The organism is Stenotrophomonas sp. GD03794, from assembly GCF_029842145.1.
Taxonomy (GTDB): domain Bacteria; phylum Pseudomonadota; class Gammaproteobacteria; order Xanthomonadales; family Xanthomonadaceae; genus Stenotrophomonas; species Stenotrophomonas riyadhensis.
In genome coordinates, this window is record NZ_JAOCFV010000015.1 from 66,116 (window position 1) to 80,408 (window position 14,293).

The following is a 14,293-nucleotide window of genomic DNA, read 5'->3' on the forward strand; positions in this document are numbered from 1 at the left end:
ATAGTATTTTGACCTCCCACCATTAGCAGAAAATCAGAACCTCGCAAGGGAATTAAATAGAAGAAGACGGCTCTTGCCGCCTTTCTTTTTCCATGTCAAAACCGTTGTCGGATTCGAGGCTTCTGGCTTCCCTTTCCTCACCCTGGGCTTTCATGGCCGCACCGACTTGACGTTTGGCGTCGGCCCCAAATCCGCCTTCCGGTGGCTTCCAAGCATTGGCAGCGGGAAGGAGCTCGTCAAAAAGCTTGGATCGGTTGTGGGCACGAATGACCTGATCGGATTGATCATTACCTGGCCGCCCCAGAAGATCCGTGGGCGTTGTTCCTTCTAAATCGGGATCCTGAGGCGTGCGTCCAGCCTTGAGCAGGTCACCGGCCCATTCTGCATCGCCGCATGCAACAGCGAAGTGGAGCGGATACTCGGTCGCGGCCGTCAGGAAGGCCTCGTAGTCTTGCCGCTGTCGATGCGGGCGTCCTCCTTCCACTCATCTTAATTTGTCTCGTCGTCCCAATGCTCGTCAAAAGCGGCCTGGCGGAGCTCGTCGGGTAATCCCCCCATTTTTAGCAGCGGCCAAAAGTAGAAATAGGGATGGTCTGATCAATTCACACTGAGTCGTGGGTTTTCAGCGCCGGAGTCATCCTGGGCCTTCAGACGCGGCGGACTGCCATGTTTTCCGCTCTCGAAGTGCCCTTGCGGGCACCTCAAGACGGAGTTACCCCTGTGCCGCCAACAGCTTCCGGCGCACCATCCACAGGTTGGACAGCGCGAACAGGGTGAGCACCTGTGCCGTGTTCTTGATCAAGCCGAGATAGCGCACCTTGGTGTAGCCGAACTGCCGCTTGATCACCCGGAACGGATGCTCGACCTTCGCGCGCAGACTAGCCTTGCAGCGCTCCCAGCGCTCAACCTGTTCGAGCTCACGCGCGTTGCCAATGGGGAATTCAACCGGAGGATTGAAGAACGGGCTTGAAGGCTTGAGGATGAGCTACCTGGACCCGCAAACCGTCACGAGACCCCGATGGACTACCCTGACCTTGCCCCCCTGGAGGAAATCTCCGGTCCGTTCGCCCTTCTTTCGAAGGGCCCAAAATTCATCGCCGCCTGGCTTGCCAAGCGCACTGAGGAGCGCTACCGGGAGTTCACCCGTGCCGCGCTTGAGGGTCAGGTGTTCCCCGAGAACGCGGAGGCCATGACCTCGGAAGATTTTCTGGCCATGCTGCGGGCATTGGAGATGGACATCGAGGCCGAGAAGGCCACCGTCTATGGCCGCCTTGCCTGTTCAATCGCTACCGGCAAAACCGCAGGCCATCTCAAGCGCCACTTCATTAAGGCGCTGAGCGACCTGTCGTTTGGCCAGGTCGATCTTCTGCGACGCGCTTTAATCACCGAGCGTCACCACGTGTTTCCTGGCACCGGCGGGGGTAACCTGGACCCAAAAGAATTCCTTGGACTGCAGTCGAAAAGCAGCATCAATCGCCAGACCTTTGAACGCTGGGGCCTGATCGAAGAGAAAGGACTGAGCCTCGCAGGCCGACGGTTCGTGGAGGCTTGTTTTACCAGCGATGAGTTGGCGCCCTCCTCAGTGGGCTTTCAGGAATGGGCCAAGGGTCGCATCCACATCGTTTGCAACGAGATGGGCGCGCCGAGCTGCCACAGCGTCCTGGTCCAACTGACCGAAGATGGGCACCGCCGGGCCATCCATGTCCACAACAGCGCAGCACTTCGGGGACGCTCCAACCGCCTGCTGACACCCGGCCCCGTCATGGTGGTCCTTCTCACCGATAAACCCCAGCGTCTCGCCGACGAATGGACCACGGTGGAAGACACCATCCGAGGAAGAGTCCTGGCCGTGGTGGCCACGACCGATCCGAATGCGCCGTTGCCCGTCGCCATGACGGGCTTGGAACGCATAGATGCGTCACCGGACCGTGCCGCAGAAGCCGTGACGGCGATACTGGAGCGCTTTGAAGCAAAAGGGTTACGGGGCACCTGAGACCGCGATGTTAAACCCGATTCGACCGGTCATTGGAAGTGGCCGCCAACTTTATGGCGGCCAACGAGCACTACTTACAGACCAAACGAGGCTTCACGGACAGCGACTTGCATGCCGGACAGAAGAGCCCCAAGTTGATCTTCCGCTGAAAGTGATGACTGCACTTCTCGCAAACAAAAAGGTAAGGCGCCCCTGGAACGAAGCCGGGCATCACTTTCCTTCCTTGCGCTTGAAAATGACCTTTCCGCCAGCCTCGTATTCCACATCGTAGCCTTTGTAGATTGCGAGGATCAAAGAGAGACCAAGGCTTGCGGCGGTGATGATGCCGATGATCTCGACTCCAGTGACTGTCGCGACCGCCCCCAGGCTGAGCGTGCTGAGCCCAGCCGTTACTGGAGCGAGCCCAACTGCAGCAACGATTGCTGCAACACCGACGGCACCAAGCTTGGCGAACTTGCGCGTCTTCTTCAGGTCGTCTGCCAACTTGCCCACAACCACAATCTGCTGCGCCTTTGCATTCTTGGCCGCTTCCAGCTCATCCCGCGTCCTTACTGTCACGCTTGCCATAACGCCCCCTGTTGTTAGCAATACCAGTGATGGATACCCTGGGCAGGATAGCCGAAGGGAACACCGTGTTCCTAGCAGCAATGATGGTGCCCAACTGTCTCTCCAGCTGAGACACGAACTCAACGCATCCGCTGCCACGGGTCGTCCTTGGGAGCCTCCACCGTAACCTCGGCAACGTCGTCTTCAGCGCGCCATGCCTTCCCTTCGAGCACCATGGTGGGACCCCTGGAACGTGCGATGGCGGCCTCTTTGGCGGTCGGCGGGTTCCATGACCGATGCTCCTCTAGGTAGCGCTCCGTGGACGGCCTCAACGGCAGGCCACCGCTCGGCAATGGCAACGTCCGATCATGGCGTTCGTCTTGCTGACGGGCATAGGCGACTTGCTCGGGCTCCCCAAACGCCTCCCGGTGGGCATCCAGCAAGCGATCGACAGCGTCCACGTCCCCGCGGGCATGGAGCGATTCGGTGTAAAGCGCTTGAAGCAACGGGTCACGCTCTTCGTGAATCTCTTCGCCTGTGTCTTCGCCTTGGAACAGCCCATCGTGGCGTGGGCGGGCGTCGACGGGGTCTGGGCGCAACCGACCGTGACTCGTTCTCATGCCCGCCTCCGCGCCAGCCCGCTGCCGTGAAGCAGCCCGCATGCGATCGAATAAACGACAAGAGCCAGCGTGGATGACAGGTATAGGTTGGAAGGATCCAACCAGACTTGGCTCACCACGTGCTGTAGCTGGTAAGCCAGCAGTGCCAAGCACGCGTAGAACACGGCCAAATGCCACATCAACGCAACCACGGATGGGGCGTCCTCTTGGCCGGCTTGGAACGCCTCCCAGCCCCTGCGTGCGCTGCGGGCTTTGGACGCGCACAGCCACGCGATTCCGAAGGTGATCGCAAACATGGCGAGCTCAAACAGCACGACCACCAGAATAACGGTCATGGGATCCTCCTCTGGGTTGGGAGCAGGCCATGGGCCTGCAGGTAAGCGTGGACTGCCTGTCGGGTCACGCCCAGGCGCTTGGCAATTGCAGGGCCGTTGTTCCCCTGCTCCAGGAGGCGCACCACCAGAGCGTGTTGGTCAGCCAGTGGGCGCCGGGGCTTTTGACGCAACCCCAGGTGGGCCAGATCGGCGCTCACCACGGGCGATGGAACGCCCAGGGCTTGGGCGATGGCGGCGCGGCCGTGTCCCTCTCGGACCATCCGGGCGACTTCGGAGCGGCGGTGGGCAACGGATGGCCGCTTCATGAGCTCAACCAGAAGCCCGCAAGCCGTGCCTTCGCAATACACGCCTCCACCAACGTGTTCGCTTTTGTGCATCCTTACGGCCCCACGCGCACGCGAGCGCTGTTGTTGTCCGACCGGGCATTGATGCCAATGGCACAAGGGCTTCCGCACGAATAATCGCCAATGCGCACCGGCGAAGCATCAAGCGGCACCACCCGGGTCTTCTTACCCTTCCCCACCAAGAAGACCCGATCACCTTCGCGCACATCCACATCGGCGTCTTGGACCACCGCGAGGACGCGCTGGCGGCGATCGGACAGATCGCGCACGTAGATCTCCACCGCACGCCGGCCGCTGAGGCCCTTTTGAACCGCGGTTCCGGCAGCCGCACCGATGACGCCACCGGTCACCCGGGCTGCATTGCGGTATTCCCGGTTCTTGACCTGGTTAGCAGCCCCATAACCAACGGCCGCCCCGATGGCGGAGCCGGCGTTCAGACGCTGGTCGGACGTCAGTTGAACCGTGCGAACCATCAGGACCTCGCCCAGTCGGGCGTCCTGGACGGATAGGGCCTCGGACGAACCGTAACGGCGAGCGGAGGTGGAATCGGCGGCAAAGGCGGCCGGAGCAGACAACGCCAATGCAAGGGCCAGAACGATGGGTTTCAAGGTGCACCTCCATTTCGTGAGTAGGTTCACCTATGCATAGATCGATTCTGGGAATGCGCAAGGGGGGGGGCTTCGGAGCGCGGTTACACAGACTGCAGTCCGCGTCATTAAATTGACGGAAAAGCGACAAAATGAAGCATATGGACAGAGATTGATGCTCAGGCGATGATTCTGCCCACAACTCAAAACCAACAGGGAAATGTATGGCAAGGAAGAAGAGTTCATCGGCCGCAGGTGCCGCGATTTCGACCGGCGGCGGAGCCGTCGCTGGCGCAACTTCTGCGATCCTCGGCGTAACCAGTGGTGCAGCGGCCGGGACCGCCGGTGCAGCCGCCGTGACCTCCGGCTTGGCAACCGTCGGGAGCGTTGTGGGCGGTGGCATGCTTGCTGGACTGGGGGTGGTCGCGGCTGCACCAATTGCGGGTGGTGCGGCGATGTTCGGCGTCTACAAGCTCTACCAGCGCATGGCATCCAAGAAGTAACCGCTCTGCCTGGCCCACTGCCACAAGCGGTTTCCCTCTACGTCGCGCAGGCTTCGTCAATGTCTGCAAGTGGCCATCCAAGCTAGCAACCTTGGTGGCCGCTCTTACCAACTTGTGGCTCAAGCCCTTGGACCAAAAGGCCACGTTGACCTCAATGCCCCGCTGGCGCAGCCAGAGTGCGGCGTGACGCTCAAACCCGAGCGCACTGAGGCCGTTCATGCAGGGCTAGCAGCCGGCGGAGTGCGGTGCAGTCCGCGCCTACACGTTGGGATGCACGATGGGTTCGCGCATGCTCGATAGCACACGGATCGGAATTTCTGTTACTGCACGTAGATCAGACTGGCCATTTCTTCCCCTTTCTCTCTCGCCCCTCCGCGTCTGGCAAGGAATCTGAAACCGGCAAGCTCTCCTGTCGTGCAATGTTCCTGATCGACATTCAACCTGTGATGATGTGGGAACGCTCTCCCTCAACCTGCCAAACCGTCTACGGAACTGGCAAAATTGCAGGATCACTCACAGGGGGAAATTGGATGTCCGACACAACCTACAGCCACCGCATCCTCAAGACTTATGGCCTGCTGGTGGACTTCGAAGGTAAACCACGCCTCAAGAACGTTCCGTCGCCTCTAACCGGTCAAAAGAAGGCAAAGGAGACGATGGAAAAGTGGACGCAGCGAGTGCTGGGGGATGAGGTCAGCAAGGTCCGCGTCTACCGACCGGCACGCGTTAAAAGTGACACACTCATTGCCAGCCTTACAGACACGCACGACGCCAAGCTGGTGCGTGACATTGTTCGCGGCGCCGTTCGCAAGAAGAGCAAATCAGCGAAAGCAAAGATTGAAGAGATCAAGGTGGAGCACGCCGCCGAGCTTAGAAAGCGCGGAGCCACCGCGAGAGAACTTCGGAAGGCACACGAAGAAGACCTGTCGGGAAAGCTCGATGATATCTTGGCTGCGACGGCCTATCTGCCGTTAGACGACCTTCAGGACTTGGTGGTGGAACTGGGAGAGGACTTGAGCCCATCGGTCCGCAACTGGGCACTTGCCCTGGCTCCGGCCAAGGATGCTGACGAGGTTTCCGTCATCGACGTTCTCAAGCAGATGCTCCTGCGCATGGACGTGCTGTCGAAGAATAAATAACCAGAATTTGTCAGCCACTGTCGCGCACCCTGCTGCCTCCCGACAGGCGGGTGCGCGTTCAGTCGCTTGTTCACGAATCAAACTGCCAAGTTCAGGCGCGCCCCTCTTGCCTTGAAGCGCGATCGAGACCGGTCGTTGGCGGCATGTTTTTCGATCTCATGCAGATTGGCCGCCACGGACTGCCGCTGCTGCTCAACCTTCTGGAGCGGCTCTCGAACCAACTCGGGCACCCTCAGGAACTCCACCACCCGCTCGGCCGCCGCCGCGGCTCGGAAGAGCTCCCGGGGATCGTCCCGGAGGATTTGGATCCACGACTTCACGTAAGCCGCGTGCTGGGTGGGATCGTGGCCAATGCCCAGGCGTTCGCCCATCAGCATGGATGACACCTCCGCGACCAGTTCTTCCTTGGCGTAGTCGATGCTCCCAAAAGCCCCTTTCTGATCGCGGTTGAGGCGGGTGGGAAAGCCGGTCCAGTGGCCCAGTTCGTGCAACGCGGTGGCGTAGTAGCCGCTGGCCGAGTGAAAGGTGTTGCGCTGGGGCAAGTGGATGCTGTCGGTCATCGGACGGTAGAACGCTTGGTTGCCCCCGTCGTGGTGGATCTCGGCTCCGCTGTCTCTCAGCACCGCTTCGCAGGCCTGGTGAATGTCGGGCTCTGGGCGCGCGGCTGGCAGGACCAGTGCCGGCAACCCATCGATCTGCATCGCGTTGAACACGCGTGGGAAGAAGACCTTGGGGTGGGCCTTGGCGATGAGGTCGGGGTCCCCGCTCTTCTTGGCCTCCTCCACCCGCGACCAATCCCAATACTCAATCACGCTGGCCTTCTCGCCCTTGCGCACCTGAGCGCCCACGGCCGCGGCTTGCTTGTAAGTCATCCACCGGTTGTCCTGGGTGTCCCAGGCGCTCTGAAGGGCCCACAGGTGGAGCAGGTTTCCGCCCCGGTAGCTCTTGCCAGTCGTGGGGTTCATGGGCAACCCGAGGTCCACGCGGGCGTCCCAGGGTTTGAGAAAGGGACCGGTGCCCTCCTCCATCTGGCGGATCAAGCGCTCGACGACGTCGCGGGAATGACGCTGAAGGAAGCTTTCGTTGGGGGTGGCATCGGACACGGGCAGGCTCTCCTGGAAGGCAAGGAAAGGCGCCTGTCGGCAACGCCAAGGGGGTTAGGCTGGAAACTTCAATCGTGAATGGTGACGGCGCGTCCCTGCTCCAACAGGTTCTCCAGCAAAGCCAAGGCCCGTTCGATGGTCAAAGCGGTGCCGGGGCCCCCGTCGCCCTCCTGGAGCTGCACGCGGATGCCCTCGGGGGTTCGTTGCACGGTGAAACGGGGGGACGCCGCCAGGGAGTCCTGGCGGTCCATGCTGTCGTCTACAAAGGCATCGGAAGGGGTCATGGTTTCAGCATGCGACAGGATACGGATTTGGCAAGTCCGGGCTGGACCGTTAGCGTCACCGACCAATCCATTGGCTAGAGCTGATACGGAAGATGGGAACACGGATTTGGCCCCGCCTTTACGACCGCCGTTGGCGCGCATCCCCATCTCCCACCTTTCCGCCACCTTGGGTTTCGCTGCTTTCTCGGCCCGCCAACGGCTCACCGAACAGCGCACGAATCTCCAGTTCATTGATACGTTCCTGCAGCTGGAGTTGGATTGCCTTGGCTCTGGTGCGCCCTGCCTCCTCCCTCAACGCATCGGCATGGAGAGCTCCCATCTCAGCCGCCTGCTGCTGAGCGCTCAAGCGGTCGAATCGACGCTCCATCTCTTCCTGCCGAGCCCCTTGCTGTTCGAGGGTGGGCGTCACATCGGTTTCCCAAGGCTCCAAAGACTGAGAGCGCTCCTGCGCCACGCGCAGTGCTGTCACGGTCGCCGATGATCTCAACGGCAGATCGCCACAGGCCTCGCCGACGGTGGCTGCTCCGTTGATTCGCAGGCGCACGCATTCTTCCTGTTTGCCATTGATGCGACGGTTCGAGCGGGCGCCGTCGTCCAGGCCCATCTCTTTCAAGCCTCGCCAGAACTGGCGACCGGTGAGGAGATCGATGTCCGCCAGCCCTTGTCGGTAGCCCCAGTTTTTGTAGTTCTCGTAGACCTGCCGCATGGAAAGCGTGCACTCATCCGTCTCAATGCGCACCACGCGCTCGGCTTGAGCCCAAGCCATGACCTGGTCGCTGCCATGGCGGGCGGCCAGCTTCGCTGCGCGCACGGCTTCGGGCATGTCGGCGTCGGTGTCGGACAACGCCCTACCACGGGCCACGATGCGTCGGGCGCCTTCGAGCATCCAGTCCAGCACAAGCTGGCCTTCCTCTGCCAGGATGTTCTTGACCAGATCAGGGTCGTGCTGGTTGACCGGTACCGCCTTCTTCCAGTGCACGACGGTGAGGCGGCGCCACACCCCGTTGCTCTTGTCGCGGATGAAGGGGGCCGAATTGGACGTGATGATCCACTTGGCCGTGGAATGGTAGCTCGCCAGCTGCTTCTGGTTCTTCCGGTCGATGCCAATGCCATTGCCAGAGACCATCGTCTTGAACCGACCTTCGGCCCACTTCTCGCACTCCACTTCGTCCACCAGGATCAGGCTGGCGCCAATCATGGGTTCCAGGCTGAAGCGGTCGCCCAAAGTTTCAAGGTTGCAGCGGGCCACCTGACGGTGCATCGCTTCCACGATTTCCGCCAGGGTGGATTTGCCAGAACCTGCGACGCCGTGCCACCAGGCGGCCTGGCTGTAGACACCCGGCAACAGGGTCATGCCGCACTGCTCCTGGAGCAGGTCGATGACGCGCGGGTCGTCGTGGGCTTGGCGGAGGAACTTGGCGAATCGCGAGTCAGCCGGCAAAGGCTGGGGCTTGTATGCATGGCCCTGCCTGCCACCACAGGCCACCCTGACCGCGTGGGTCATGCCCAAGGCGGGATCAGGAGCGAGCACATGGAAACCGCCGGGAAGGATTTCCACGTAGCCGTCTGCCACCGGCACGATGGCCCGCTTGGCTTGGGCTGGCATGGGGTTTTTCTGGCGCAGCCGAAGGGAAGCCATGTCCCAGCAGTCCTTGGCGAGCTTGGGGCTGCCCGCGAAATCGGCGTTGCGGTCGATCCAATCGGATGCCACACCCACACCTTCCGCGTCGCTGATCGCTTGCCAGTAGGTACCGTTCCAATGGTGTACGATCTCGCCGGTGCCGCTGGTGGCTTGGCACGCCCACAAGCGATCGACGCATTCGGTGGTGCGGCGGGCAAACAGGATGGGGAGCGACGGTGGCTTGCGCTGGCCCTCTCGATCAACCGAGTGGCGGTAGAGCTGCTTGTGCTCCTCTGCCTCCAGGTTGACCTTGCGGGCGGAGGCTTCCGCACCCAGGAAACGCGACGCTTCGAATGGCACGATGTTGCTTGGCTCTTCCGTCGTCGGGTTGACAGCCTTCCCTTTTGGGGACACATTGGTTGTAGACATTGTTGTTGGCTCCTCTCAAACCCTCGCCCTGGCCGGTGGGGGTTTGTCGTTGTGGGGGGACAGGCTTGCTCAGGCAGCGCGCGGGAGAGCGGTTTCCAAGGCGCGGCGAATGAACTCGCTCTCTGTCATCTCGTTTTCGGCCGCGGCGAGACGAAGGCGTTCGGCCAAGGGGCGTTTGATCCGAACGTGCTTTTTCACGCTGGCGCGGATGCTGTAAGTCGGCGGCGACGAGGGATGGGTGGCGGCGTTCACGGTGGCAACTCCGAAGGTGAAAGGTTTGGTGTGTCCCACATGGGGGACACTTCCACTCAACCACTCCAGGAGCTTTCCGCAACCCACGGTTTTTGACTAAACACGAAAACTGCGGAATCTCTCGCACTTTTTCCGGAAGCCCTGTTCTGCTGGCTTTCCCTTCCCTGCTGGTCTTCCATTAGCCAGCAGAAAGAGAAGACCAGCAGGAAGACCAGCAGCTACAAACCCTTGATTCCAAAAGCTTTGCATTCATAGAAAACCGTTCCGCTGGTCTGCTGGGTCAAAAAAGAATCGGTTTTGAAATTTGAGATACCAACACTTTCCATGCGATTTGGACGCATTTGCACAGGGGAGTTGAATCGAAAGCCAGCAAGCCAGCAGCGCACTTTTAGTCGCAGAAATCCCTTGGGATTCAACGACCTTGCACTACTGGTCTTCCTGCTGGCCTTCGATCGCTGCTGGCTAGTGGAAGACCAGCAGCCGGAAGTTCCTACTCATTTTCGGCCAAACACTCCAGTTGCTCGCGCTTGCGATCGGTCAAGAACGGATGCTGAAACTCCCTCCCGCTTTCCACCTCCGTCACCACCACGTGTTCTTCAATCGTAAGGGCGCCATGGTGCCAATCGATGGCATCCAACTCCGCCAAGGACAGTCGCGCGAATGCCTCCATTGCCTCGGACTGGGTCTGGGCAAAGACCTCAATCACCTTGCTCACCAAGTAGTCACCCCGGACGACGAATTCGTAAGTTCCCATCGGCTCCTCCTAATAGTTGAGGTGGTGGCGCATGGTTGGACAAGGCCAGTTGAGATCTTCGCGTTCGGAACCATCGGGGCTGATGACCTCCACAAAGCCGTAGATCTCCTCCAACTCGGTACGCCAGCCACCGGCATGAATGTCAGCCACTCCCATCGAGTTCAGAATCTCCAAGGCTGCCGCCTCTGAGTCCGCGTCGATTCGGATTTCCAATTCGGCCGTCGCGCGGCCCAAGACAACAACGTTCCAGCGATCAGCCATTGGAGCTCTCCTGGTTCGCCGTGGCCACCTGCCCTACCCGCTGGATGGCAAAGAACTTCCCGTGCAACGCACCGCTCGCCTGCGCTTGCTGAAGGTGATCGGCGGCGCGCTTGCCGTAAGTCACCACCAACGATCCCGACGGCGCTGCCGTGCCGGTGGTTCCGTCGGGACGCACAAACCTCAGCCTCCCACGGGTGAACAGGATCGCCGTCGCGTTGGGGTGGGAAAGCACGCAGTCGTGCATCCATCCCGTCTCCATGTTGACCGGCACCAGGGCGATACCGCCGCCGGGGTGGTTGGCCAGCTTGCTCAACCACTTCTCAATCCCTTTTCCGTAAGGCGGATTCATCCACACGAATGCCTGCTTGGGCCACGGCGTAGCCAAGCCGTCCTGGCTCGGCGGGATCATCCGGCTGGCCGTGGGTGCGGGCAGCCGCGACGGGTCTTCGGGCGTGCAAGGATCGAGGTCAAAGCCGCGCCTTCCCCCCAGCGCCCTGACGATGGCAGGCGGGGTATACCAATCGACGCTCGTGTGGGCCTTGTCGCTTGCCTTGTAGCAAACGGAGGTGAGCCGGGTGGGTTTAGCCGCTACGAGGCGCTTGGAGCGGGTTGCTGCGTTGAACGGCAGAACGTTGGACTTGGGCTGCATGAGGATTCTCCAGGCAAGGCTCCGTCAGCACGGCTGCGTTGCCGCGTTGAAGAATGGGTTTTGGGAGTTGGGCTTGAACCAGCCCGAGAGGCGCTGCTGGCGGCGGGTTACCACCAAGAGTTGTAGAACACGTCCCAACCGTCGTTGATCAATGCGCGGGCCTGCGCAATGAAGTCCAGATCTTCTTCAGCTCGATCGGGATCCGATTCACCGAAGAAGAAGCCTTGGGTATAAGGCAAATCATCGTTCAGCACAGCCTGTTCCAACGCATCAAGATCGTCCAATCCAAGGAATACGGGAACTTGGTTGAAATCGAAGGGATCAACCTGCCCCGTCCTAGCACTGTGCAACTTGAACATCCAACCATGAAGGTTCGGATGCTTTCGCCAGTAGAAAAATAGTTCTTGAGTGCGATCTCGCACATCAGTGCGGGTCTTGACCGCATACATATCGAGGCCCATCGGCTTGCTCCATCGCCCCGACCACCGAGGCGTTGGAGTAATCATCCGAACTGAGAGCCTCCATCGATACGGATATTGGAGGCCTCCAATATCCGTTAGCAGCCGTTACATTCGCCCATTGCGCTTGTCGGGCATCTTTGGAGGCGCCGGCTGCAGGCGTTCGTGCAGCGCTTGTTCGATCACCCCAGCTCGCGAGGCGTCGAGCTGCTGAGCCAGGTCCCGCAGACGGCTGGCCTGGGCTTGGGCTGCGTTGTTGAATGCGTCCACCCACTGGCGCTTGACGTCAGGGTTTTGCCAAGGCTGGGCGAAGGCCTCGGTCAGCGTGCAGACCCGAATCCCAAGCCCTATTTGCACGCCCAATGCTTGGAGCTGGCGAATTAACGCATCGCTGATGGGTTGGTCAGTCAGTGGCTCCAGGAAGAACTGCTTAGCCTTGGACCCTTTGGCCACCAGAAACGGCAGTTCTGCAGTTAGGAGGGTGTCGATCGCAACGCCCCGTTCGCTCAACGGCTTCCACAGGCCCTTAGCCTTGAGCTCGGCTGCCCAGGCCATCAACGGAACAAGGGTGGTCGAGCGCTTGCGAGTTCCCTTCACCGTGAACAGCGTCCCTTTTGGGGAGTGTTCCTTCAAGAGGTGTTGCAATTGGGCCGTGCTGATCGCCAACACCCCAGCGGCCTCATTGAAGCTCAACGCCACGTCCACCTTGGGCCGCTGTTTCGCTAGGCGCAAATGGTCTGCGATCTTCTTCTCCATCTGGCCCACGTTTTCGGTGCCAGAGAGCTTGCCGAGAAAGCGATCGATGGCGCGGCGGTAAGCATCAGCAGCAGTAAGGGCCATTAGTTCGGCTCGCTCCCCTTACGGCCGACCTTTGAAGAGCGCGCGGCAGCATTGCTGCTTCGCCGCCCGACCTTGCGCGCCGGCAGGGTGCGCAGCGCCTCCAGGTCGATTCCGTAATCTAGGACACCCAAAGCTGGCGTTCCTCCGGCACCGTTGAGCTTCTCACTCACCGTAAAGGGCCTGCTGTAAGTCGCGTGGTGTTCGTCGTCCAATTCGTGGCCGACGATTTGGGCTCGCATCTCAGAGGCCACACCGCTGCCCTGCATCTCCTGAATCACGGTCTTTCGGAGACTATGGAAACCACGTTTCGCTTTCGACCACCCACCACTGTGCTTTTGGAGGTAGTAGCTGAACGCCTTCGATATCCAGTTCCCCGCACCATTCTTCGCCTTACTGTCAGCCTGCGGAAACAATCGCCAGTCCCCGCTCTCCCTTCGTTCGGCGACGTAGTCCAAGAAACCAAGCTTGATCAGGTCGGGATGCAACGGGACGACCCGATTGGAAACATCGGTCTTCAATCGCTGATCCTCCCCCTCATCGGTAAACCGTATGCACGGGATTCCCTCCTCTTCCTTGACGTCCAGGGTAAACAGCTGCCCCACCTCACCTGCCCGGGCGCCCGTATACAGGCCCAACAAAGCCGCCCAGCGCGCTCCCGTTGAAAGCTGCTTGAAGCTATCAGGCGCGAAGAGTTGATGAACCTGATCCAAGGTAAAGGCCTGGAAGCCAAATTTTCTGCGCTTGCGCTTCTCCGCCATCGAAACGCTGACGTGACCTGCGGCGACATTGTCTCCCTTGAGCACGTAGCCTGAAGCCATTGCCCAAGTGAAGAATCCTCTCTTTCCTGCGAGGTAGCTCTGGCGATTGTTGAGCGTAGAACGCGTTAACCCGCGCTTGGCCAAATGGTCGTAGAAGCGGGCCATCTCAGGCCGCGTGATGGTGTGCAGCTCGCGCTCGGCGCCCAAGAACTCGATCAGCTCTGTCACGGGAAGCAGTTTGATGCCGACCGTTTTGACCTCGATGTCCTCGGCGGCGACTTTATCCTGCCAGATTCGCTTCGCATCGATCAGGCTGATGGTCTCAGATGGCAGGGGCTGCGCCGCCGCTGATTCCAACGGGTTTGGCCCAGCCGCCGCCGGAACTGCACCCGTATCACGGAAGTGGAACTTGCCGATTTCTTCCAGCGCCTCCATTGCTCGAGCATGGTCGGCCGCATCCGTGGTCCGAAGACGGAAGCCCGGCAAGTCAATTTCATAACGCCGGGAGCCGTTCTCCGCGACGCTGCGCAGAACATCCTCAACCGTGAGTCCCTTCTTGGTCATGCACCCATCCCTGATGGCATCGAATGCTTGAGCATAACGCTGCGCGATGGCCAAGGCAGCCACTCTTGCGCTATGCAGTTGGATGCCCAAGGGATGCTTGACGAAAGGTTTGCCGACGATACCGCGCATGTCCGTCGGAACGCGCATGCGAAACTGGTAACGACCTGTGGAAGAGCGAGTGAGATAGCTTGGTAATCGCATCGGAGTTGTGCCCCGATTTGTGCCCCAAGCCGCCCTTCAAGACCTTAAAAAA

At 60.4% G+C, this 14,293-nt stretch carries 18 protein-coding genes and 1 pseudogene; 3 read left to right on the top strand and 16 right to left on the bottom strand.

The window, feature by feature from the left end:
• Positions 1-52: 52 nt before the first annotated feature.
• The gene (locus N5D91_RS10685; protein WP_125892011.1) at positions 53-484 is read right to left on the bottom strand and encodes a hypothetical protein; all 432 of its coding nucleotides are present in this window, start codon (positions 482-484) and stop codon (positions 53-55) included.
• Positions 485-712: 228 nt separating this feature from the next.
• Positions 713-904: pseudogene (locus tag N5D91_RS10690) on the bottom strand (transposase); the annotation flags it as partial.
• Between the two features lie 114 nt (positions 905-1,018).
• Between N5D91_RS10690 and N5D91_RS10695 the strand changes: the two are divergent.
• Positions 1,019-1,993 carry a hypothetical protein gene (locus tag N5D91_RS10695; RefSeq protein ID WP_006375894.1) on the top strand — a complete coding sequence of 325 codons (975 nt, stop codon included), beginning with the start codon at positions 1,019-1,021 and terminating at the stop codon, positions 1,991-1,993.
• A gap of 210 nt (positions 1,994-2,203) precedes the next feature.
• On the opposite strand, the gene N5D91_RS10700 is transcribed toward N5D91_RS10695, so the two are convergent.
• The 4 genes from N5D91_RS10700 to N5D91_RS10715 all read right to left on the bottom strand — a co-directional run bounded on the left by N5D91_RS10700 (position 2,204) and on the right by N5D91_RS10715 (position 4,446).
• Complete coding sequence (locus N5D91_RS10700; protein WP_006375896.1) at positions 2,204-2,560, bottom strand: hypothetical protein; 357 nt, start codon at positions 2,558-2,560, stop codon at positions 2,204-2,206.
• 119 nt (positions 2,561-2,679) lie between these two features.
• The gene (locus N5D91_RS10705; RefSeq protein WP_049459047.1) at positions 2,680-3,159 is read right to left on the bottom strand and encodes a hypothetical protein; all 480 of its coding nucleotides are present in this window, start codon (positions 3,157-3,159) and stop codon (positions 2,680-2,682) included.
• Positions 3,156-3,494 carry a hypothetical protein gene (locus tag N5D91_RS10710; protein WP_032971199.1) on the bottom strand — a complete coding sequence of 113 codons (339 nt, stop codon included), beginning with the start codon at positions 3,492-3,494 and terminating at the stop codon, positions 3,156-3,158. Before N5D91_RS10710 ends, N5D91_RS10705 begins: the two co-directional genes overlap by 4 nt.
• A 379-nt stretch (positions 3,495-3,873) precedes the next feature.
• Entirely contained in the window at positions 3,874-4,446 is a 573-nt protein-coding gene (locus N5D91_RS10715; RefSeq protein WP_006375897.1) for a glycine zipper 2TM domain-containing protein, read from the bottom strand.
• A gap of 203 nt (positions 4,447-4,649) precedes the next feature.
• Here N5D91_RS10715 and N5D91_RS10720 point away from each other — a divergent pair, with 203 nt between their 5' ends.
• Positions 4,650-4,928 (top strand): hypothetical protein, encoded by a 279-nt coding sequence (locus N5D91_RS10720; RefSeq protein ID WP_006375898.1) that lies wholly within the window; start codon positions 4,650-4,652, stop codon positions 4,926-4,928.
• 419 nt (positions 4,929-5,347) lie between these two features.
• On the top strand, positions 5,348-6,067 hold the full coding sequence (locus N5D91_RS10725) for a hypothetical protein (protein WP_024956731.1): 720 nt from the start codon (positions 5,348-5,350) through the stop codon (positions 6,065-6,067).
• Positions 6,068-6,144: 77 nt separating this feature from the next.
• Here N5D91_RS10725 and N5D91_RS10730 read toward each other — a convergent pair whose 3' ends face one another.
• The 10 genes from N5D91_RS10730 to N5D91_RS10775 all read right to left on the bottom strand — a co-directional run bounded on the left by N5D91_RS10730 (position 6,145) and on the right by N5D91_RS10775 (position 14,241).
• The gene (locus tag N5D91_RS10730) at positions 6,145-7,170 is read right to left on the bottom strand and encodes a zincin-like metallopeptidase domain-containing protein (protein WP_180854961.1); all 1,026 of its coding nucleotides are present in this window, start codon (positions 7,168-7,170) and stop codon (positions 6,145-6,147) included.
• 68 nt (positions 7,171-7,238) lie between these two features.
• Positions 7,239-7,454, bottom strand: coding sequence for a hypothetical protein (locus N5D91_RS10735; protein ID WP_024956732.1), 216 nt, complete (start codon positions 7,452-7,454; stop codon positions 7,239-7,241).
• Between the two features lie 118 nt (positions 7,455-7,572).
• Positions 7,573-9,504: a DUF5906 domain-containing protein gene (locus N5D91_RS10740; protein WP_006375901.1), complete on the bottom strand. Its 1,932-nt coding sequence runs from the start codon at positions 9,502-9,504 to the stop codon at positions 7,573-7,575.
• A 69-nt stretch (positions 9,505-9,573) separates the two neighbouring features.
• Positions 9,574-9,756: a ribbon-helix-helix protein, CopG family gene (locus tag N5D91_RS10745; protein ID WP_141098938.1), complete on the bottom strand. Its 183-nt coding sequence runs from the start codon at positions 9,754-9,756 to the stop codon at positions 9,574-9,576.
• Between the two features lie 490 nt (positions 9,757-10,246).
• Positions 10,247-10,510 carry a hypothetical protein gene (locus tag N5D91_RS10750; protein ID WP_006375902.1) on the bottom strand — a complete coding sequence of 88 codons (264 nt, stop codon included), beginning with the start codon at positions 10,508-10,510 and terminating at the stop codon, positions 10,247-10,249.
• 9 nt (positions 10,511-10,519) lie between these two features.
• Entirely contained in the window at positions 10,520-10,771 is a 252-nt protein-coding gene (locus N5D91_RS10755; RefSeq protein ID WP_006375905.1) for a hypothetical protein, read from the bottom strand.
• Entirely contained in the window at positions 10,764-11,420 is a 657-nt protein-coding gene (locus N5D91_RS10760) for a DNA N-6-adenine-methyltransferase (RefSeq protein WP_049400621.1), read from the bottom strand. Before N5D91_RS10760 ends, N5D91_RS10755 begins: the two co-directional genes overlap by 8 nt.
• A 107-nt stretch (positions 11,421-11,527) precedes the next feature.
• The gene (locus tag N5D91_RS10765; protein ID WP_012480712.1) at positions 11,528-11,881 is read right to left on the bottom strand and encodes a hypothetical protein; all 354 of its coding nucleotides are present in this window, start codon (positions 11,879-11,881) and stop codon (positions 11,528-11,530) included.
• Between the two features lie 105 nt (positions 11,882-11,986).
• Positions 11,987-12,718 (bottom strand): hypothetical protein, encoded by a 732-nt coding sequence (locus N5D91_RS10770; RefSeq protein ID WP_006375976.1) that lies wholly within the window; start codon positions 12,716-12,718, stop codon positions 11,987-11,989.
• Complete coding sequence (locus N5D91_RS10775; protein ID WP_032971218.1) at positions 12,718-14,241, bottom strand: site-specific integrase; 1,524 nt, start codon at positions 14,239-14,241, stop codon at positions 12,718-12,720. Before N5D91_RS10775 ends, N5D91_RS10770 begins: the two co-directional genes overlap by 1 nt.
• Positions 14,242-14,293: the final 52 nt, after the last annotated feature.

What these genes read in the sequence shown, in the direction of transcription:
- N5D91_RS10700 (WP_006375896.1), bottom strand. Translation starts at nt 2,560, where the DNA reads ATGGCAAGCGTGACAGTAAGGACGCGGGATGAGCTGGAAGCGGCCAAG.
- N5D91_RS10720 (WP_006375898.1), top strand. Translation starts at nt 4,650, where the DNA reads ATGGCAAGGAAGAAGAGTTCATCGGCCGCAGGTGCCGCGATTTCGACC.
- N5D91_RS10735 (WP_024956732.1), bottom strand. Translation starts at nt 7,454, where the DNA reads ATGACCCCTTCCGATGCCTTTGTAGACGACAGCATGGACCGCCAGGAC.
- N5D91_RS10705 (WP_049459047.1), bottom strand. Translation starts at nt 3,159, where the DNA reads ATGAGAACGAGTCACGGTCGGTTGCGCCCAGACCCCGTCGACGCCCGC.
- N5D91_RS10695 (WP_006375894.1), top strand. Translation starts at nt 1,019, where the DNA reads ATGGACTACCCTGACCTTGCCCCCCTGGAGGAAATCTCCGGTCCGTTC.
- N5D91_RS10765 (WP_012480712.1), bottom strand. Translation starts at nt 11,881, where the DNA reads ATGGGCCTCGATATGTATGCGGTCAAGACCCGCACTGATGTGCGAGAT.
- N5D91_RS10750 (WP_006375902.1), bottom strand. Translation starts at nt 10,510, where the DNA reads ATGGGAACTTACGAATTCGTCGTCCGGGGTGACTACTTGGTGAGCAAG.
- N5D91_RS10775 (WP_032971218.1), bottom strand. Translation starts at nt 14,241, where the DNA reads ATGCGATTACCAAGCTATCTCACTCGCTCTTCCACAGGTCGTTACCAG.
- N5D91_RS10760 (WP_049400621.1), bottom strand. Translation starts at nt 11,420, where the DNA reads ATGCAGCCCAAGTCCAACGTTCTGCCGTTCAACGCAGCAACCCGCTCC.
- N5D91_RS10770 (WP_006375976.1), bottom strand. Translation starts at nt 12,718, where the DNA reads ATGGCCCTTACTGCTGCTGATGCTTACCGCCGCGCCATCGATCGCTTT.
- N5D91_RS10710 (WP_032971199.1), bottom strand. Translation starts at nt 3,494, where the DNA reads ATGACCGTTATTCTGGTGGTCGTGCTGTTTGAGCTCGCCATGTTTGCG.
- N5D91_RS10740 (WP_006375901.1), bottom strand. Translation starts at nt 9,504, where the DNA reads ATGTCTACAACCAATGTGTCCCCAAAAGGGAAGGCTGTCAACCCGACG.
- N5D91_RS10725 (WP_024956731.1), top strand. Translation starts at nt 5,348, where the DNA reads ATGTTCCTGATCGACATTCAACCTGTGATGATGTGGGAACGCTCTCCC.
- N5D91_RS10755 (WP_006375905.1), bottom strand. Translation starts at nt 10,771, where the DNA reads ATGGCTGATCGCTGGAACGTTGTTGTCTTGGGCCGCGCGACGGCCGAA.